The following is a 17,609-nucleotide window of genomic DNA, read 5'->3' on the forward strand; positions in this document are numbered from 1 at the left end:
GCGCGATGGCCGATCATTCGATCGCCGGTGCGGCGGGCATCATGGCGACGGCAGCCGAGGGTGATCGTTCGCGGCGCGCCCGCCTCGTCATCGTGCTGCTCTGCGTCGGGCTGGCTATCGCCGTGCTGTTGTCGCTGACCTCCGGCGCATCCGATGCCTCGGCCATCGGCGTCATGCATGATTGGCTGTTCGGCGCGTTGCCCGGCGACGCGGCATTGAGCGCCCGCGACCGCCTGATCATCCATGACATCCGTCTGCCGCGCGTTGTTCTGGGCGTGCTGATCGGCGCATCGCTTGCAGTCTCCGGTGCCGTCATGCAGGGGTTGTTCCGCAATCCGCTGGCCGACCCCGGCCTGATCGGCGTTTCGGCCGGATCGAGCCTCGGTGCGGTCGCCGTCATCGTGCTTGGCTCGACCATGCTGGCGCCGCTGACTTCGGCGCTCGGCACGATGGCTTTGCCGCTGGCTGCGTTCTGCGGCGGGCTGGCTACGACATTGCTGCTCTATCGGGTAGCGACACGGCAAGGCCAGACCTCCGTCGCCACCATGCTGCTCGCCGGCATCGCGCTGGCCGCGCTTGCCATGGCGCTGACTGGCATCCTGATCTTCATGGCCGACGACCGGCAATTGCGCGACCTGACCTTCTGGCAGCTCGGCTCGCTGGGCGGCGCAACCTGGCAGAAGATCGGCTCGGTCGGGCCGGTCATCGTGCTGGCGCTGGCGGCAATGCCGTTCCTGGCGCGCGGCCTCAACGCGCTGGCGCTCGGCGAGGCCACGGCCGGCCATCTCGGCATTCCGGTGCAGCGGCTGAAATACTCCGCGATTGTCGGCGTCTCGGCAGCGGTCGGCGCGTCGGTCGCCGTCAGCGGCGGCATCGGCTTCGTCGGCATCGTCGTGCCGCATTTGCTGCGCCTGCTGATCGGCCCCGACAACCGCTATTTGCTGCCGGCATCGGCACTGCTTGGTGCCGCGCTGCTGCTGTTGGCCGACGCCGTCGCCCGCACCATCGTTGCCCCGGCCGAATTGCCGATCGGCATCGTCACCGCGGTCGCCGGTGCGCCGTTCTTCCTGTGGATCCTGCTGCGCAAGCGCGGCGTCATCGACTTGTGAGGGTTTGCCTATGATCGAAGCGCGCGATGTCTCGGTGGCGATTGGCGGCAAGCGCATTGTCGCCAATGTCGATTTCGAGGCGCGGCCCGGCGAAATCGCGGCCATCGTCGGCCCCAACGGTTCGGGCAAGACGACCTTCCTCAGAGCACTGTCCGGCGATCTTGGCTATTCGGGAGAGGTCACCGTCAACGGCCGCAATCTATCCGCGATGAAGCCTCTCGAAGCGGCGACGCTGCGCGCCGTGCTGCCGCAGGCGACGACGCTGTCCTTCCCGTTCACAGTGCGTGAGATCGTCAGGCTGGGCCTGGTCGGCGGGCGCTCCGGCGCGCTGTCCGGCGAGGACCAGCGCCTGCCCGAACGGGCGCTGGCTCGCGTCGACCTCGACGGTTTCGCCGGCCGCTTCTACCAGGAGCTGTCCGGCGGCGAGCAGCAGCGCGTGCAGCTTGCCCGCGTACTCTGCCAGGTCTGGGCGCCGGTGCTCGATGGCAAGCCGCGCTATTTGTTCCTCGATGAGCCGGTGTCCAGCCTCGATATCAAGCACCAGCTGATCATCATGGACATCGCGCGCGATTTCGCCAGACGGGGAGGCGGCGTGGTCGCCATCCTGCACGACCTCAATTTGACGGCGATGTATGCCGACCGGATTTTCGTCATGCATCGCGGCAGGCTCGCCGCGACAGGTTCGCCGCAACAGGTGCTCAGCGACGAGCTGATCGAAAAGGTCTTCGATTGCCGGCTGAAGGTCGGCGTGTTGCCGGCGGCAAACATGCCGTTCGTATTGCCGCAGTCGGTCTGTTGATATCCAGGTGATGCCGGCCTGCAAATGGCGGTTTCCTGCGCTTCCGGTACTCACGTACCCAAACGTACTCCGTTCGGGTTCTCGGAACCCACCATTTTGGTCGCTTCGCGCCCGTCTTCGACTCCGGCTCGGCCTGACCTGAATCTCAACAGACCTCACCAATTGAGATGCGACCAGAAATCAGGCGGCCGGCGCCCTTTGCACCAGCATGTCGATGCCGAGCAGGTGGCGCACATTCGGGCGCGCCGCCACTAGGTCAGCGATCGTGTAGCGCGACAGCACGGCGAAGAAGGCGTTGAGCGCTTCGCGCAATGCCGAATTCAGTGCGCAGCTGTCAACCAGCGGACATTCGGCGGCGTCGTTCTCGAAGCACTCGGCCATGGCAAAGCTTTCCTCCGTCACCCGCACGACATCGAACAGGCTGATTGATTCGGCCGTGCGGCCGAGCCTGACGCCGCCATTCCTGCCGCGCACCGTTTCGATCAGGCCGTTTTCGACCAGCGGCTGCAGGATCTTGAACAGGAAAAGTTCCGATACCGAATAGGCGGCGGCGATCTCGGGGATGCGGCTCAACCGCTCGGTGTTGGCGGCGCAATACATCAGAATGCGCATGGCGTAGTTGGTCTGACGGGTAAGCCGCATTGTGTCCTCACATAACAGTGGTTGGCGTCAATATGGCCTATAGTTTGGAACAATTCCAGACTGGCGCTGCATAATAGATGAATTCCGGCGTCAAGTTTGCGTGCACGATTGCGCGCACCGGAACCAGCGGCGCGCTTTCTGAGGCAGGCGACACTAGATAAGTTCGCATACACGATCAGGAGCGGCCCATCATGTCACGACCAGCCCCGGCATTTGCATCCGTCGCGTCCGTCCGGTTCGACGCCGATGCCGACGCCAAGCTTTCGGCGCTCAGGCGCACCAAGTTCGTCGCCGCCGCAGCACTCGCGTTTTGCCTGCTGATCTTCGCGGTGGCGAAATCGCTCGAGAGCCGGCATGCGTGGCTGGGCTTCGTCGCCGCTTTCGCCGAGGCGGCGACGATCGGCGGGCTGGCCGACTGGTATGCGGTGGTGGCGCTGTTTCGGCGGCCGCTTGGCCTGCCGATCCCGCATACGGCCATCATCCCGGAAAACCAGAACCGCATCGCCGACAATCTCGGCCGCTTCATCGAGGTGAATTTCCTGGCGCCGGAACCGGTGCGCGAAAAGCTCGCCGAGGTGGACTTTTCCGCGCTGGTCGCGGACTGGCTGGCCGACCCGAACCGCGCCGCCGATTTGTCGCGCTTCGTCGGCCGGCTGGTGCCGCAGATGCTGGCGGCGGTCGAGCAATCCGGGCTGCGCGGCTTCGTCACCAGCCGTATGCTGGAGCAGATCGAAAAGGTGCCGCTGGCGCCGCTCGCCGCCGAACTGTTGTCGGCACTGACTGATGATCGTCGCCACCAGAAATTATTCGACGAGTTCACCAAGGTGGTCGGCCGCTTCCTGAGCGACGAGCAGGCGCTGGCGACGATGCGCGAGAAGATCCGCGAGGAACTGCCGTCGCTGTTCAACCTGTTTCGCGCCGACGCCTATCTGTTGAAGAAGATCATTGCGTCGGCCGGCTCGCTGCTCGATGAGGTGCGGGCCGATCCGCACCATCCGATGCGAGTCGAATTCGACCTTTTCGTCGAAACCTTCGTCGAGCGGCTGAGGACATCCAAACAATATGCCAGGCGCGCCGAAAAGCTGAAGCGCGATTTCCTTGCCCGGCCGGAGCTCAGCGCGCTGGCCGGCGATATGTGGGACAGCCTGCGGCTGTTCATCGAACAGGACGCCAAGGCGCCGAATTCGATGATCCGCGACCATCTCGCCACCATGTTCGTCGAGGTCGGCCGCCATCTTGCCGACGACGCGCAGATCAGGGCCGACATGAACCAGGGGTTCATCGTGGCGCTGGCCTCCTTCGTCGAAAGCCAGAAGAGCGGCGTGTCGAAGTTCATCGCCGACCAGGTCAAGCGCTGGGACCTCGCGCAACTGACAAGGCTTATCGAAATGAACATCGGCAAGGACCTGCAATATATCCGCTTCAACGGCATGATCATCGGTGGCCTTGCCGGCGTCGTGCTCTACACTGCCGAACGGGTGTTTCTTGTCGGCTGACTAGTCCGAATGGACCGCTGAGCTTCGCTGCACTATCTTCCGTGCAGTGGCGGCGTTCGCGGCAACAGGGGAGAGAACCAGCATGGCAAAACGACCGGAGTCCGAGTCCTTCATCGACATGTTCGGCAAATTCGGCCGCGACCTGAAGCTGCCGAATGTCGATGTCGAGGCGATCCTCGCCCACCACGCCAGGAACCTGGAAGCGCTGGAGAAGTCGGCACGGGCGAGCGCCGCCGGAGCGTCGGCGCTGTTGTCAAGGCAACGCGAGATGCTGCAGGACACGCTGCGCGAAATCACCCACATGGCACAAAGCTACAGAGCACCCGGCAATCCGCAGGAAATGATGCAGAAGCAGGCGGCGTTCGCCAGGAAATCCTTCGAGACCGCGCTGAAGAATGCCGGCGAGATGGCCGAACTGGCAAGGGCGTCCGGCACCGAATCAATTGAAATCCTGCGCAGCCGCATCAAGGAGGCGATGGAGGAGATCCGCGCCGGCGACGACAAGAGGTAAGCTGTTCCCCGGCAGCACGCTTGCCGGCAGCGAAGACCGGCGGTTCGCGGCCGAAGATTATGGGCTGGAATCGCACTGGCGAATTGACAGGGGCGGCCCGTCGTGGTCCGGAACAGGCAAGCGATCGGGAAAGCAGGAATGACGCAGATACGGCCGAGGACGCCGCCGACCTTCGAGCAACTCAGGGCGATGGCCGGGCAGGAGTTGGGCGTTTCGGACTGGACGCTGGTCGATCAGCACCGCATCGACCAGTTTGCCGAATGCACGGGCGATCATCAATGGATCCATGTCGATCCCGAGCGGGCGAAGCGGCAAAGCCCGTTCCGCACCACGATCGCGCATGGCTATCTGACTCTGTCGATCATCGGCGCGCTGGCGCTCGAGATGGGGATCGTACCTGAAAACACGCAGGCCGCGTTCAACTACGGTTTCGACAAAGTGCGCTTCGTGGCGCCGGTCAGGGTCGGCTCGCGAATCAGGCTGCGCACCACGCTGTTGTCGATGGAAGACAAAGGTCCGGGGCAATATCTGATGAAGGCCGCCAATACGGTCGAGATCGAAGGCGAGCAGAGGCCGGCGCTGACCGCCGAGACGCTCGTCATGCTTTATGCACGCCGCAAGCGGGCAGGGGCCTGAGAGTTCAGCCTCAGTTTTGCGGCAGCGCAATCAACGCGACATCGCCTGTTCAAGCGCCCTGAAAACCCGGTCGTCTCCCGATTGGGCGACGTTGAAGCGCATGTAACGGCTGGCCGAACGGGACAGGCTGAACGCATTGCCGGGCGCAAGCACGACATTGGCCGACAGAGCATGGCGGGCGACGTCCGCGGCATCTATCCCCTCCGGCAGCCTGCACCATAGAAACATGCCGGCGGGCTGATCTATCCATGGCACGATGCCGATCGCCCTGAGGCGGGTGCCGGTTTCTTCCATGGCGCGCGAGAGCCGCGCGCGCAGCAGATCGACGTGCTTGCGATAGAGGCCGTCCTTCAGCAGCGTCAGTACCAGTTCGGATGCAAGCCGACCGCTGCCAAACGACGTGGCGATCTTGAGATCGGTCAATCCTTCCATCCAGTCGCGAGGAGCGGCGATGAAGCCGCAGCGCACCGATGCCGACAGGGTCTTGGAAAAGCTTCCGATGTGGATGACCCGGCTGAGGCCGTCGAAGGCAGCCAGCCGGGGCGCGGGCGTGTGTTCGAAATCGGCGAAGATATCGTCCTCGATGATGGTCAGCCCTGACTGGTCGGCGAGCTTCAGCACCCGATGGGCAACGACCGGGGACAATATGGCGCCGGTCGGATTGTGGAGCGCCGAATTGGTGATGTAGAGGCGCGGCCGATGCTCGTTCAGTGCCTGCGCGAACAGCTCGATGTCCGGACCCGAGCGCGTGTAGGGGACGCTGATCACCTTGGCCCGATGGGCGCGCAACAGGGCATGGAAGTTGAAGTAGCAGGGATCGTCGACCAACACCGTGTCACCCGGTTCGAGCAGGAACCGGCACAGCAGGTCGATCGCCTGAGTGCCCGATTCCGCCAGCATGATCTGGTCCGGGGAGGCTTCGATACCGTGCTCGGCCATGCGCCGCGCCAGCAGATGGCGTAGCGCCGGCAAGCCGAGCGGCGTGCCGTAATCGGTCAGCGCTGCGTCGTCGGCGCGGGCCATCGTCCGCAGCGCGCGACGCAATCCGGCCTCGGGCATCCATGACGCCGGCAACCAGCCGCAACCCGGTTTCAGGACGCCGTCGCCGGCTTCCAGCGATTGGCGCGAGACCCAGAGCGGGTCGACAGCACGGTCAAGCCTGGGGCCGATCTCGGCCAGCGACAGCGGAGCCAGCGGTCCGGCGGCATAGAAGCCCGAGCCTGGCCGCGAGCGGATCATGCCTTCCGCCGCCAGACGCTCATAGGCTTCGACCACGGTGGATTTGGAAACCTGCATGGCCTTGGCGAACGCCCGGATCGAAGGCAGCCGCGTTCCCGGTGTGAGGCTGCGCGCGGCGATCCTGTGCCTGATCGTCGCCATGACGCTTTCGACAAGCGTTCGGCTGCGCTCATCTGTTGTCGTCTGCTCATCCATCCGTACTGCTCGCCCTACCATGACGGTTTTGTCAAACTGTACCTGATTGTCTCTGGCGGAGCCAGACCGCCCGGCCCGATAGAGGGCGAAAACGAGCGGGGCATCGATGAACAAGGCGGCGAGTAGTTGGGCGGCGAGTGGCTGGGTTAACGGGTTCATAGGCGTGCTGATCTTCAGCGGTTCGCTTCCGGCGACGCGCGTGGCGGTGATGGATTTCGATCCGGTGTTCGTAACGGTCGCCCGTGCGGCTTCGGCGGGCATCCTCGGCCTGGCGCTGCTGCTCATTTTTCGTCAGAAGCGTCCGGAGCGGCGAGATCTGTTCCCGCTGGCGATCGTGGCGCTTGGCGTCGTGGTCGGCTTTCCCCTGCTGACGGCGCTGGCGCTCAAGCACATCACGTCGGCTCACTCCATCATCTTCGTCGGCCTGTTGCCGTTGGCGACCGCGATCTTCGGTGTGGTTCGAGGCGGTGATCGCCCGAAGCCGGCGTTCTGGCTGTTCTCGTGCCTCGGCAGCGCCCTTGTCGCCGGTTTCGCAGTCACCCAAGGCCTGTCGGTCTCGCCGCTCGGCGACATCTTGATGCTGGCCGCCATCATCGTGTGTGGATTGGGCTACGCCGAAGGAGCGGCGCTGTCGCGCAAACTCGGCGGTTGGCAGGTGATTTCGTGGGCGCTGGTGCTGTCGCTGCCCCTCATGCTGGCGCTGACGTTCATCACTTTGCCGCCGTCGCTCGAAAGTGCCGGCAGGGGCGCCTGGATCGGTTTGGCCTATGTTTCGCTGTTCAGCATGCTGATCGGTTTCGTGTTCTGGTATCGCGGCCTGGCGCAAGGCGGCATCGCCGCCGTCGGGCAGTTGCAACTGCTGCAGCCCTTCTTCGGCCTCGGGCTGGCGGCAGCGCTGCTGCATGAGCAGGTCAGTCCCGCCATGATCGCCGTCACCGCCGCCGTCGTACTTTGCGTCGTCGGTGCCAAGAGATATGCGAGATAGGTGCGCCAGTTGCCGGAGTTGCATGCGAACCGGGTGGAAACCCTCAAGGATGCTTGGCAACGATATCAGTTCGCCCGGCCGTGGCGCGGGCTGAAAATACCGCAAGGATCAGCGCCATCAGCACCAGGCCCGTTGCCACCTGGAAAGTGACCTGCATCCCTCGTGCCGCTGCCGCAGGTGCCAACACTGCCAAGCCAGTCCCTTCCCCAGCCGATGCGAAGGCGAACACCGCGCCCATCACCGACGCACCGGTGATCAGGCCGAGATTGCGCGACAGATTGAGCAGGCCGGAGACGACGCCACGCTGGTCGGATGCGACGCCCGTCATCACGGCCGAATTGTTGGAGGTCTGAAACAGGCTGTAGCCGGTGCAGACGATGATGATTGGTGCGACATAGCCGGCAATACCGAATTCCGCCCGCGACAGAGCAAAGGTGCCAATAGCGAGATCGAACAGGCCGACGATCGTCATCCGGTGCGCCCCGAAACGATCGACCAGGCGTCCGGCCGGCAGCGCCGCCAATGCGGTAATCAGAGGGCCGGTCGACAGAACCAGCCCGACCATGGCTGCGTCTAGCCCGAGCGCGCGCGACAGATAGAATGGTGCGACCACCAGCGTCGCCATCATCACAGTGGCGACGATCAGGTTCATGGCGAGGCTTGCGTTCAACGCCTGGTCGCGGAACCTCGCAGGTTGAATCAAAGGGTTCTGGACCCTTGTCTGCGCAATGACAAACAGCAGGCCAGCCACGGTGGCGGCAATCAGCAAGCCGACATTGAGAGAACCGAAACTGCCACGCCCAAGGGTCATGGCGAGCGCATAAGCGGCTAGCGTCAGCGCGAGCAAGGCCGTGCCGATGCCGTCGAAACCGCGCCGATCTGGCGTCTTTTTTCCGGCCGGCAGGAAGCGCCAGGCAAGCGCAAAGGCCAGCACCCCCAACGGCAGATTGATGAGGAAGATCGCGCGCCAGCCGAGGCTGGCAATCAACAGTCCGCCAAGGGAGGGGCCAAGCGTGGTGCCGATCGCCGACATGGCGCCGAGCAGGCCCATGGCGCTGCCGGTTTTATCCCGGGGAACCGCGTCGGCAACAAAGGCCAGCGTCAGAGCCATCATGACGGCCGCGCCGAGCCCCTGTGCCGCCCGTGCGGCGATCAGCAGCCAGAGCGTCGGCGCGAGCCCGCAAAGCACCGATGCGAAGGTGAACAGGGCAATGCCGCCGAGCAATAGCGGTCGGCGGCCGAATATGTCGGCGAGCCGCCCGACGCTGACGATCAAGGTGGTGATGGCGAGCAGATAGGCCAGGACGACCCATTGCACGAGCTGGAACGATGCGTCGAACGCCTGCATCAGCGATGGCAGCCCGACGCTGGCGATGCTGGTGGCGAGCGACGACAGCAGCGTTGAAAGCGACAGGCTTGCCAATGCCCATCGGGTCGAGCGTGCGCCGCTCACCGGGGCAACTTCGTCCCAGGTCTTTTCAGCGGTCAATGCCAAGGTGAACTCCTTTGCCGGCAGCCCCCAATCGGAGCTGTCGGACGCTATTCCCTCGCCTGATGTGGCGGAAGGCGCAGTATTTGCATCTTATTCGTGCATGAAACGCCACATCGCGGCCGAGCTGTGCTACGGTCCGTCGATGTCGTCGCCAGATCTCAATCTGCTTGTCGCCCTCGATGTGCTGCTGACCGAGGGCAGTGTGGCGCGCGCGGCCGGGCGGCTGCGCCTCAGTCCCTCGGCGATGAGCCGGACGTTGGCGCGGTTGCGCCAGGCGACAGGCGACCCATTGTTGGTCCGGGCCGGCCGTGGCCTGGTTGCGACGCCGCGCGCGCTCGAGTTGCAGCAACAGGTAGGCCGCGTCGTTCAGGATGCGGAAGCGCTGCTGCGCCCGGCCAAGCTCCTCGACCTCTCTGCTCTCGACAAGGTCTTCACGCTGCGCGCCAACGAAAGTTTCGTCGAGGAGTTCGCACCGCGTCTTCTGACCCGTGTCGAAGCGGATGCGCCTGGCGTGCGGCTGCGTTTTGCGCCGAAATCCGACAAGAACGACATGTCGTTGCGTGGCGCGGCGGTTGACCTCGAAATCGGGGTTGCCAGTGAAACGAACCCTGAAATGCGCATTCAGGCGCTGTTTCGCGACCGCTTCATCGGTGCGGTGCGAACGGGTCACAGCCTGGGCGAGGGCCCAATGACGCCGGAACGCTATGCGGCCGGCCGCCACATCAGCGTTTCGCGGCGTGGCCGCGAAAAGGGCCCGATCGACGAGGCCTTGAAACTGCTCGGTCTCCAGCGGACGATCGTGTGCATGGTTTCCAGCTTCTCGGCCACGCTCGCCATGGCGCGCGCCTCCGATCTGATCGCCAGCGTCCCCGAACGGCACACGCTGGGCGCGCGCACGGGCATGTACAGCTTCCCGTTGCCGGTCGATATCGAGGAGGTCACCATTTCGATGCTGTGGCATCCGCGACTCGATGCCGATCCAGCACAACGCTGGCTGCGAGCCTGCGTGCGGGAGGTCTGCGCGTCGTTTCGCTGATCCAGGCTCAGGGCGTGATCTAGAATCTGGTCACCACGCCGATGCCTATGCCTTCGAAGCCGCCCATCGCCATCAATGCGGCCGGCGCCTCTTCGAGGCTGATCTTCTTGCCGACCAGCAGTTCGGGTTTCAGCTTGCCGGTACGGATCATCTCCATCATCGCCTGGTAGCGAAACGCCTGCATGCCGTGGCTGCCGCGGATTTCGAGCTCGAATGCGATCACCTTGTCCATCGGTATCTGCGGCCTGGCATGGTCGCCGAGCATCAGGCCGACCTGCACGTGGCGGCCGCGACGGCGCAGGTTCGCGATCGAGTTGAAAGAGGTTGTGGGGTGGCCGAGCGCGTCCATCGACATATGCGCGCCGCCATTGGTGATCTGCTTGACCGCCTTGACCACGTTCGGCGTCTTTGCCGCGTTGATCGTCGCCACCGCGCCGATCTTTTTGGCAAAGTCCAGCTTCTCGTCCGTGAGGTCGATGGCGACGACATTGGCGCCCATGGCGCTGGCGATCATGATCGCCGACAGGCCGACGCCGCCGCAGCCATGCACGGCAACCCATTCGCCGGGCGTCACCCGGCCCTGATCGACGATGGCGCGGAACGAGGTGACGAAGCGGCAGCCGAGGCTAGCGGCGGTGGCGAATTCCATCTCGTCGGGCAAGCGTACGAGATTGGTGTCGGCATGGTCGATGGCGACATATTCGGCGAACGAACCCCAGGCGCTGAAGCCGGGCTGGAACTGATGTTCGCAGACCTGGTGGTTGCCCGACGTGCATTCGAAGCAGCGGCCGCAGCCGACGGCAAACGGCACAGTGACGCGCTCGCCGCCCTTCCAGCGGGTCACCTGGTTGCCCACCGCGGCCACGACGCCGGCAAGCTCGTGGCCAGGCACATGCGGCAGGCGGATACCGTCGTCGTGCCCCATCCAGCCATGCCAGTCGCTGCGGCAGAGGCCGGTGGCCTCAACCTTGATGACGACGCCTTCCGGCGCCGGCGTCGGATCCGGCACGGTCTGGATCGTCGGCGCCTCGCCGAATTTTTCGAAGACGACGGCTTTCATCGGCTGTTCCTCATGACTTCTGCGATTTGCGGTCTATTCGGCATCGATCTGGTTCTCAGGCGCGGCCTTCTGGAACGCCGGCAGCGCCGTGCAGGCGGCATTGATGCGCGAGATCGTCGGGTAGGGCGTCATGTCGACGCCGAAGCGGGCATTGCTGGTGACCTGTGCGACCAGGCAGATGTCGGCCAGCCCCGGCGTGTCGCCATGGCAGAATGTCTTGGTCTCGGGCGAGGAAGCCAGAATCTTTTCAAGCGGCTGGAAGCCTTCGTTGACCCAGTGCCGGAACCAGTTGACGACATCCTGGTCGCCGGCGCCGAACAGTGTGCGCAGCGAGGTCAGCACGCGCAGATTGTTCACCGGATGGATGTCGCAGGCGATCATCTGCGCCAGCATCCTGACGCGGGCGCGGCCAGGCGCATCCGTGGGCAGCAGCGGTGGCTCAGGCGTGGTCTCGTCGAGATATTCGATGATCGCCAGCGATTGCGTCAGTAGCCTGCCGTCGTCTAGGACCAGTGCCGGCACCAGCCCTTGCGGATTGACCGCGAGGTAGGCGGGTTCGAGATGCTCGCCGTGGCGCAAATGATGCGGCACGTAGTCGTAGGACAGGCCCTTCATCTCCAGCGCGATCCGCACCCGGTAAGAGGTCGAGGAGCGGTAGTAGTTATGGAGGACGATGTCGCTCATCGGATCGGTTGGCCGATGGTCAGTTCGATTTCGCCGATGCCGTCGACGCCACCGGTGATCTTTTCGCCCGGCCCGACGGCGCCGACGCCAGCCGGTGTTCCGGTGAAGATCAGGTCGCCGGGCTTAAGCTCTAGCGCCTCGCTGCAAATCGAGACGATGTCGGGAACCGGCCAGATCAGTTCGGCGAGGTCGCCGTCCTGCCTGATCTCGCCGTCGACCGCGAGCCAGATGCGGCCCTTGTCGGGATGACCGGATTTTTGCGCCGGAACCAGCGGGCCGCAGGGCGCTGAACGGTCGAAGGCTTTCGACCAGTCCCACGGCCTTGCCGCCTTTTTTGCCTCGTCCTGAAGGTCGCGGCGAGTCAGGTCGACGCCGACGCCGTAGCCCCAGACATGGTCCAGCGCGCGCTCGCGCCGGATGCGGAAGCCGGCTCCGCCGATCGCGACGACCAGCTCGATTTCGTGATGCAGGTTTTGGGTCAGCGGCGGGTAGGGGATAATCGTGCCCGAACCGACCGCCGCATCGACCACTGCGTCGCCTGGCTTGGTGAAGAAGAAGGGCGGGTCGCGCTCGTCATTGCCGAGCTCGCGGGCATGAGCGGCGTAGTTGCGGCCGACGCAGAAGATCCGGCGCACGGCAAAACGCTCCGGCGAGCCGGCCACGGCCACCGACGGGGTCGCGGGCAGGGGAAGGACGAGGCCGGTCATGCACTATCTCTGTTCAGTGGATCTGTCCCCGGCACATTCGGCCGATTTGGGCAAACGGGCAAGGCATTGGATGGCGGAAGAGCAGGCCTGCCGCACGGTGCCGCGGAAATCACCGGTACATTTTGCTCTGCCGGCCAAGATGGAGATGTACCATTTGCCGTTAGGCTGGCCATGGCGCGCAGCGCCTGCCGCCAACGCCTGAGACTGTCGACCGTTGGTTTCGGGGAACGGACGTGACAGCCCCTTTCGGTCCGCCCCCGTACTTCGGGCGTGTCGTTATCTCGCACTTGCACAAAGCTCTGGTGCGCTGCAATATAGCTGGAGGAATGCGGCCTCCAGCCCACCTTTCGCAGGTTCAATGAAGGGACCGGCATGACGGACATCTCCGCGACGCGTCTTGTCGTGTCCAGGCCTGTCGCCGATAGCTCGGCAAGAACCAGGCTTGCCTATCTCGACGGCTGGCGCGGCCTGTCGATCGCGCTGGTGCTGATCGGCCATTTCTTCCCCGTTCCCGGCATCAATCTCGGCGTCCTGGGCGTCGAATTCTTCTTCGTGCTCAGCGGCCGGCTGATGGCCGAGATCCTGTTTGTCGAATACTATCCGCTGAAGAAATTCTTCAAGCGCCGGTTCTCCCGCATCTACCCGGCACTGCTGATTTTTGTCGTCGCCGCGATGGTTGCCCTGTCCGGCACATTCATCGCCTTCAAGTGGAAGGCGGCGCTGACGGCGCTGACGTTCACCTACAACTATGCCGGAATTCTCGTCACCCGCGCCGGCGCGCTCGACCATATCTGGTCGCTCTGCGTCGAAGAGCACGCCTATATCATCCTGGCGCTGATCAGCGTCGTCGTCTCGGGGCGGTCCCGGGTCATCACGTTGCTCGGTGCATTGTCGGTGCTGGCCATGGCAAACGGCGCCATCTCCTACTGGGTGCTCGCAATAGGCTACGAGGGCACCTATTGGCGCACCGACGTGCACATCGCCTCGATCCTGCTGTCGGCGGTGATATGCCTGCTCAAGGCCGACGACAGGCTGCCGGCGCTGTTCAAGGGGCCACATGTCGCCCTGGCGGCCTCAGTACTGGCTGTGCTCCTTTTCATGGCTGCCGTGCCAACCCCGATCCATTATCTGGTCGCGGTGCCGCTGCTGGCACTCGCCGTCAATTCGCTCGACTTCGGCAGCCGGTATCTGACCGGGTTTCTATCGTCCCTGCCGATGACGATGCTGGGGCTGTGGTCGTATTCGCTCTATCTTTGGCAGCAGCCCTTTTATCAATTCGTCGACATAAAAGGCAGTTCGCCGTGGTTGATGCTTACGGCGGCGTTCGCTTGCGCGCTGTGCAGCTACTACATCATCGAAAAGCCGGCCCGCTCCTGGCTGAACCGCAATTGGTAGGGCGAACGGCGCCCGCCGTTCAGCCGGCGATCCGTCTTGCATAATACCGCACGACTTTCCTGCCGCCGTGGATTACCGCGTCGCCCACTTCCGCAAAGCCGAGTGCGGCATGGAAGGCGTCCGAAGCCGGATTGGGTGGCTCGGCATTGACTTCGCAGGTGACGATCGCCTGGCCCGCGCGTGACGCCTGCTCGAACAGATCCTCGTACAGCCGGCGGGCATGGCCGCGCCCGCGCGCTGCGGCGGCGACCACGACGCGATCGACATAGACGAACCGCGGGTAACGCTGGCGAAACCACAGGAAGTTCGGGCTGTCGTAGCTGGCGTCCTGGTCGAAGGTCATGATGAAGGCTTCGAGCGTACCGATGCGGCGCGTGTAAAACGCTTCGGCGAGCAGGAAGGACAGGCGCTCGGGTTCGAGCCACGACAATTCGGCGGCATGCTCGTTGTTGAGCGCGAGGATTGCGGACTCATCACGCGGCGAAACCCGTTCGATCGGCAAACGCACTTCGATCATGTTGTTCGATCTTCCAGGATCACAGCCGGGCGGCTGCGATGGTCGCCGCCACCAGCGCCTCGTCGGTCACGGTGTTGCGGTATTCGCGGTCGAGGTCGGTGCCGCCCATGCCGACTTTCGGGTTGCGGTAACGCATGGCACTCTGCACGTCCTTGAGCGCGGCGAAGTGCATTTCGCTCAACCCGGTTTTCCTCCGCACCTTGCCGATGTTCTCGGGATCAAGCCCGCCGCAGCCGAGGATGATGATGCGGTCGCCGGCCTGCCTGACAAGATCGGCGAGCAGGTCAGCGCCCTCGAGCGCCGTGTCGCGCTGGCCGCTGGTCAGCACGCGGCCGACCTTGCAGCGGATCAGCGCTTCCAGCGCCTCTGTCGGATCGCGGGTCATGTCGAAAGCGCGGTGGCAGGTGACGTTCAAGCTTCCCGCCGCCTTAACCAATTCGCTCATGCGCTGTTCGTCGATGGTGCCGTCGGCAGTGAGGCAACCGACGACGACACCGGCGACGCCGAGCTCGGCAAGCGCGCCGACATCGGCGAGCATCGAACGATATTCGGCTTCGCCATAGAGAAAATCGCCGCCGCGCGGCCGCACGATGACGTGGAAGGGGATCGTCGCCAGCTCGAGCGCCGTGCGCACCGTGCCGAAGCTCGGTGTGATGCCGCCCTCGATCAGGCTGGCACAGAGCTCGACACGGTCGGCGCCGGCGGCTTGCGCGGCCAGCAGGCCGTCTATGCCTTCGACGCAGATCTCGATCAGCGGCAGGCGAGGGCGTTCGGTCTCGATCATAGGCGATCCGTCGATGATTTCAGCTGCCCAGCGGTAGCATCGGGCATGGTGCGATGAAAGCCGGAACTGTTGGCTCAACACGCGACAGGGCGGCCGGCGGTGCTCCAATTTTGCCGCTTGACACATCCATAACCGTTCAGCTATATGTCGATTCATAGCCAGCGAGTTATTGATTGATTAACAGCACAGCCGACCGAAAGCTAAATGTGCGGCCGGCAGAAACACGCCTAAGGAGACCACCATGCAAGCACGGTTGAAAAACCCGGTGATGCTCATTCCCGGCGCCTTGCAGGCACTGCTCGCGCTGGACAAGTCGACGGAGACGGCCGACCTGTCCTATGTGACGCGCAAGCTCGTCCATTTACGCGTCAGCCAGATCAACGGATGCAGCCTCTGCGTCGATATGCATGCGCGCGAATTGAAGAAGGCCGGCGAAAAGGACGAGCGCATCTTTGCCGTGTCCGCATGGCGGGAGACACCCTACTTCACCGACGCCGAACGCGCCGCGCTGGCACTGACCGAGGCGGCAACCCGGTTGGCCGATCGGCCGGATCCGGTGCCGGATGCAGTCTGGGACGAGGCCGCCCGGCACTATGACGAAAATGCGCTTGCCGCCCTGGTCGTCCAGATTGCCCTGATCAACGCATTCAACCGGCTCAACGCAACCACCAGGCAGATTGTCGGCGCCTGGGGCTGAACGGGGCTCGCTTTTCGCAACGGCACGTCAGATCCGCAACTCGTGAGCGTTCGCGCGGACGAAGTCGATGAAGGCCCGCAGCTTCGGCGGTACGAGGCGGCGGCTCGGATAATAGAGGTGGAGCGGCTCGTAAGCGGGACAGAAAGGCTCCAGCACCTTGACCAGCGCGCCTGAGGCGAGAAGCGGCGCGGCGAGGCCCTCGACCGCGAAGGCGAGGCCCAGCCCTTGCGCGGCGGCGGTAATGCACAGCGGAAGTGTGTTCACGACCAGACATGCGTCCGGCGTGAATGCGACTTCGCGTCCATCCACGGTGAACTCCCAGGGCGAAATCGCGCGCGTGCGGGTGAGGGCGAATGCGATGCAGCGATGGGCGGCGAGGTCGGCCGGCCGCTTCGGTGTGCCTTTGCGCGCCAGATAATCGGGGCTGCCCACCACGACCATCTGCAGTGGCCCGCCCAGACGCGCGCCGATCATGTCTTTCTCGAGAAGCTCGCCGATGCGCAGGCCGGCATCGAAGCCCTCGGCGGCGATGTCGACGAAGCTGTCGTCGAAAATTAGACTAAGCCGCACTTCGGGATAAGCATCCATGAACGGCCGCATCAGTGGCTCTATCAGCAGCGGCGCGGCGATCCACGGCAGGCTGAGGCGCAGCGTGCCGGCGGGACGGTCGCGAGCTTCGCGCAGTGCCGCGCCAGCCGCCCAGATATCTTCGGCTGCCGGGCGCACGTGGTCGAGGTATTCAGCGCCAGCTTCGGTCAAGCCAACGCTGCGGGTCGTCCGGTTGAGCAGCCGCACCCCCAGGCGCTCCTCGAGCCCCTTGATCGCCTCGCTTAACGAGGCCGGAGCGACGCCGAGCTCGGCGGCGGCGCGGGTGAAGCTTTTGGCCTCGGCGACTTTGATGAAGGCGACGATGCCGCTGAACTGGTCGAGGCGCATTGTAAGGATTTTCCAAATAGCCCTATCGAATTCTACCGGTTTTTCCGGCGAACGAAAGGCGTCATGTTGGGTCTGACGAACGGGCCTCGGTGTTGGGAACGGCTCGAACAGGCAAGGAGACAGGACCGATGACCAGGCTTGCTTTACTCGCCGCCGGCACTCTTCTGGCGGTGTCTGCCGCCCCGGCGCACAGCGGGCCACTGGAAGACCGCAATATCCAGCTCATCAAAGGCTATTACGCAGCTTACGCGACCGGTAATCCCGAGGCCGTGCGGCCCTTCCTCGCGCCTGATATCGTGTGGCGCATTCCCGGCCATCATCCGCTCGCCGGCGACAAGCGCGGGCCGGACGAGGTGGTCGCCTTCTTCCGCGGCCTGGCCGATGGCAAGTTCAAGGCCGAGCCGATCTTCTTCCAGGCGCAAGGCGACCTCGTTGTCGACGTCCATCGCGGCTGGTCGAATGTCGGCTCAGGTCCCGAGATCGACCAGTTCTACGCGCTGATGTTCCGCATCAAGGACGGCAAGATCGCCGAGGCACAGAATTTTTTGACCGACATGTACCAGTCGGACGCTTTCTACTGGGCGCATTACCCGCTGAAGCCGCTGCCCGGCCGACTGGCTGGCGAGCGCTGAGACGGCGGTCTTTCTCGCAACGCGCAGCGCTTCTCACTCCAAGCCAAAGGAGACTTG

Annotated in this window: 19 protein-coding genes; 10 read left to right on the forward strand and 9 right to left on the reverse strand. The window is 64.2% G+C overall.

Annotated features, from left to right (window positions below; all coding sequences use genetic code 11):
- The first annotated feature begins 5 nt into the window (after positions 1–5).
- Both NKH04_RS22755 and NKH04_RS22760 read left to right on the forward strand, forming a co-directional pair.
- Entirely contained in the window at positions 6–1,109 is a 1,104-nt protein-coding gene (locus NKH04_RS22755) for a FecCD family ABC transporter permease (protein WP_352539708.1), read from the forward strand.
- A gap of 10 nt (positions 1,110–1,119) precedes the next feature.
- Positions 1,120–1,908 carry a heme ABC transporter ATP-binding protein gene (locus tag NKH04_RS22760; protein WP_352470349.1) on the forward strand — a complete coding sequence of 263 codons (789 nt, stop codon included), beginning with the start codon at positions 1,120–1,122 and terminating at the stop codon, positions 1,906–1,908.
- Between the two features lie 180 nt (positions 1,909–2,088).
- Here the strand turns inward: NKH04_RS22760 and rirA are convergent, their stop codons facing one another.
- Positions 2,089–2,550: an iron-responsive transcriptional regulator RirA gene (gene rirA / locus NKH04_RS22765; protein WP_352771488.1), complete on the reverse strand. Its 462-nt coding sequence runs from the start codon at positions 2,548–2,550 to the stop codon at positions 2,089–2,091.
- A gap of 191 nt (positions 2,551–2,741) precedes the next feature.
- On the opposite strand from rirA, the gene NKH04_RS22770 reads away from it, so the two are divergent.
- From NKH04_RS22770 to NKH04_RS22780, 3 genes are all read left to right on the forward strand, one after another.
- A complete protein-coding gene (locus NKH04_RS22770; RefSeq protein WP_352970705.1) occupies positions 2,742–4,046 on the forward strand; it encodes a DUF445 domain-containing protein in 1,305 nt (434 codons plus the stop codon).
- A gap of 82 nt (positions 4,047–4,128) precedes the next feature.
- Positions 4,129–4,557: a phasin family protein gene (locus tag NKH04_RS22775; protein WP_352830992.1), complete on the forward strand. Its 429-nt coding sequence runs from the start codon at positions 4,129–4,131 to the stop codon at positions 4,555–4,557.
- A gap of 138 nt (positions 4,558–4,695) precedes the next feature.
- A complete protein-coding gene (locus tag NKH04_RS22780; RefSeq protein ID WP_023676428.1) occupies positions 4,696–5,193 on the forward strand; it encodes a MaoC family dehydratase in 498 nt (165 codons plus the stop codon).
- 30 nt (positions 5,194–5,223) lie between these two features.
- Here NKH04_RS22780 and NKH04_RS22785 read toward each other — a convergent pair whose 3' ends face one another.
- Positions 5,224–6,627 carry an aminotransferase-like domain-containing protein gene (locus NKH04_RS22785; RefSeq protein WP_352970709.1) on the reverse strand — a complete coding sequence of 468 codons (1,404 nt, stop codon included), beginning with the start codon at positions 6,625–6,627 and terminating at the stop codon, positions 5,224–5,226.
- A gap of 106 nt (positions 6,628–6,733) precedes the next feature.
- Between NKH04_RS22785 and NKH04_RS22790 the strand changes: the two genes are divergently transcribed.
- The gene (locus NKH04_RS22790) at positions 6,734–7,612 is read left to right on the forward strand and encodes a DMT family transporter (RefSeq protein ID WP_352816897.1); all 879 of its coding nucleotides are present in this window, start codon (positions 6,734–6,736) and stop codon (positions 7,610–7,612) included.
- 43 nt (positions 7,613–7,655) lie between these two features.
- Here the strand turns inward: NKH04_RS22790 and NKH04_RS22795 are convergent, their stop codons facing one another.
- On the reverse strand, positions 7,656–9,101 hold the full coding sequence (locus NKH04_RS22795) for an MFS transporter (protein WP_352970804.1): 1,446 nt from the start codon (positions 9,099–9,101) through the stop codon (positions 7,656–7,658).
- Between the two features lie 145 nt (positions 9,102–9,246).
- On the opposite strand from NKH04_RS22795, the gene NKH04_RS22800 reads away from it, so the two are divergent.
- Complete coding sequence (locus NKH04_RS22800) at positions 9,247–10,140, forward strand: LysR family transcriptional regulator (RefSeq protein ID WP_352614065.1); 894 nt, start codon at positions 9,247–9,249, stop codon at positions 10,138–10,140.
- Between the two features lie 19 nt (positions 10,141–10,159).
- Here NKH04_RS22800 and NKH04_RS22805 read toward each other — a convergent pair whose 3' ends face one another.
- The 3 genes from NKH04_RS22805 to NKH04_RS22815 are packed head-to-tail and all read right to left on the reverse strand — an operon-like array spanning position 10,160 to position 12,591.
- On the reverse strand, positions 10,160–11,200 hold the full coding sequence (locus NKH04_RS22805; protein WP_352500893.1) for a zinc-dependent alcohol dehydrogenase family protein: 1,041 nt from the start codon (positions 11,198–11,200) through the stop codon (positions 10,160–10,162).
- A gap of 33 nt (positions 11,201–11,233) precedes the next feature.
- Positions 11,234–11,884, reverse strand: a complete 651-nt coding sequence (gene maiA / locus NKH04_RS22810; protein WP_352500892.1) for a maleylacetoacetate isomerase — start codon at positions 11,882–11,884, stop codon at positions 11,234–11,236.
- Complete coding sequence (locus NKH04_RS22815; protein WP_352816891.1) at positions 11,881–12,591, reverse strand: fumarylacetoacetate hydrolase family protein; 711 nt, start codon at positions 12,589–12,591, stop codon at positions 11,881–11,883. Before NKH04_RS22815 ends, maiA begins: the two co-directional genes overlap by 4 nt.
- A gap of 372 nt (positions 12,592–12,963) precedes the next feature.
- Here NKH04_RS22815 and NKH04_RS22820 point away from each other — a divergent pair, with 372 nt between their 5' ends.
- Positions 12,964–13,986 carry an acyltransferase family protein gene (locus NKH04_RS22820; protein WP_352970711.1) on the forward strand — a complete coding sequence of 341 codons (1,023 nt, stop codon included), beginning with the start codon at positions 12,964–12,966 and terminating at the stop codon, positions 13,984–13,986.
- A 19-nt stretch (positions 13,987–14,005) separates the two neighbouring features.
- Here the strand turns inward: NKH04_RS22820 and NKH04_RS22825 are convergent, their stop codons facing one another.
- Both NKH04_RS22825 and NKH04_RS22830 read right to left on the reverse strand, forming a co-directional pair.
- Positions 14,006–14,503, reverse strand: a complete 498-nt coding sequence (locus NKH04_RS22825; protein WP_352970713.1) for a GNAT family N-acetyltransferase — start codon at positions 14,501–14,503, stop codon at positions 14,006–14,008.
- 19 nt (positions 14,504–14,522) lie between these two features.
- Positions 14,523–15,287, reverse strand: a complete 765-nt coding sequence (locus NKH04_RS22830; protein ID WP_353045010.1) for a copper homeostasis protein CutC — start codon at positions 15,285–15,287, stop codon at positions 14,523–14,525.
- Between the two features lie 241 nt (positions 15,288–15,528).
- On the opposite strand from NKH04_RS22830, the gene NKH04_RS22835 reads away from it, so the two are divergent.
- The gene (locus NKH04_RS22835) at positions 15,529–15,984 is read left to right on the forward strand and encodes a carboxymuconolactone decarboxylase family protein (RefSeq protein ID WP_352970717.1); all 456 of its coding nucleotides are present in this window, start codon (positions 15,529–15,531) and stop codon (positions 15,982–15,984) included.
- A 27-nt stretch (positions 15,985–16,011) separates the two neighbouring features.
- On the opposite strand, the gene NKH04_RS22840 is transcribed toward NKH04_RS22835, so the two are convergent.
- Positions 16,012–16,920 carry a LysR family transcriptional regulator gene (locus NKH04_RS22840; RefSeq protein WP_352970719.1) on the reverse strand — a complete coding sequence of 303 codons (909 nt, stop codon included), beginning with the start codon at positions 16,918–16,920 and terminating at the stop codon, positions 16,012–16,014.
- 128 nt (positions 16,921–17,048) lie between these two features.
- Here NKH04_RS22840 and NKH04_RS22845 point away from each other — a divergent pair, with 128 nt between their 5' ends.
- Positions 17,049–17,552, forward strand: coding sequence for a nuclear transport factor 2 family protein (locus NKH04_RS22845; RefSeq protein ID WP_352614021.1), 504 nt, complete (start codon positions 17,049–17,051; stop codon positions 17,550–17,552).
- Positions 17,553–17,609: the final 57 nt, after the last annotated feature.

This window comes from Mesorhizobium sp. M1365, assembly GCF_040317865.1.
Classification (GTDB): Bacteria; Pseudomonadota; Alphaproteobacteria; order Rhizobiales; family Rhizobiaceae; genus Mesorhizobium.

Coding starts and splice junctions, on each gene's coding strand:
- NKH04_RS22755 (WP_352539708.1), top strand. CDS start 6: ATGGCCGATCATTCGATCGCCGGTGCGGCGGGCATCATGGCGACGGCA.
- NKH04_RS22760 (WP_352470349.1), top strand. CDS start 1,120: ATGATCGAAGCGCGCGATGTCTCGGTGGCGATTGGCGGCAAGCGCATT.
- rirA (WP_352771488.1), bottom strand. CDS start 2,550: ATGCGGCTTACCCGTCAGACCAACTACGCCATGCGCATTCTGATGTAT.
- NKH04_RS22770 (WP_352970705.1), top strand. CDS start 2,742: ATGTCACGACCAGCCCCGGCATTTGCATCCGTCGCGTCCGTCCGGTTC.
- NKH04_RS22775 (WP_352830992.1), top strand. CDS start 4,129: ATGGCAAAACGACCGGAGTCCGAGTCCTTCATCGACATGTTCGGCAAA.
- NKH04_RS22780 (WP_023676428.1), top strand. CDS start 4,696: ATGACGCAGATACGGCCGAGGACGCCGCCGACCTTCGAGCAACTCAGG.
- NKH04_RS22785 (WP_352970709.1), bottom strand. CDS start 6,627: ATGGATGAGCAGACGACAACAGATGAGCGCAGCCGAACGCTTGTCGAA.
- NKH04_RS22790 (WP_352816897.1), top strand. CDS start 6,734: ATGAACAAGGCGGCGAGTAGTTGGGCGGCGAGTGGCTGGGTTAACGGG.
- NKH04_RS22800 (WP_352614065.1), top strand. CDS start 9,247: ATGTCGTCGCCAGATCTCAATCTGCTTGTCGCCCTCGATGTGCTGCTG.
- NKH04_RS22805 (WP_352500893.1), bottom strand. CDS start 11,200: ATGAAAGCCGTCGTCTTCGAAAAATTCGGCGAGGCGCCGACGATCCAG.
- maiA (WP_352500892.1), bottom strand. CDS start 11,884: ATGAGCGACATCGTCCTCCATAACTACTACCGCTCCTCGACCTCTTAC.
- NKH04_RS22815 (WP_352816891.1), bottom strand. CDS start 12,591: ATGACCGGCCTCGTCCTTCCCCTGCCCGCGACCCCGTCGGTGGCCGTG.
- NKH04_RS22820 (WP_352970711.1), top strand. CDS start 12,964: ATGACGGACATCTCCGCGACGCGTCTTGTCGTGTCCAGGCCTGTCGCC.
- NKH04_RS22825 (WP_352970713.1), bottom strand. CDS start 14,503: ATGATCGAAGTGCGTTTGCCGATCGAACGGGTTTCGCCGCGTGATGAG.
- NKH04_RS22830 (WP_353045010.1), bottom strand. CDS start 15,287: ATGATCGAGACCGAACGCCCTCGCCTGCCGCTGATCGAGATCTGCGTC.
- NKH04_RS22835 (WP_352970717.1), top strand. CDS start 15,529: ATGCAAGCACGGTTGAAAAACCCGGTGATGCTCATTCCCGGCGCCTTG.
- NKH04_RS22840 (WP_352970719.1), bottom strand. CDS start 16,920: ATGCGCCTCGACCAGTTCAGCGGCATCGTCGCCTTCATCAAAGTCGCC.
- NKH04_RS22845 (WP_352614021.1), top strand. CDS start 17,049: ATGACCAGGCTTGCTTTACTCGCCGCCGGCACTCTTCTGGCGGTGTCT.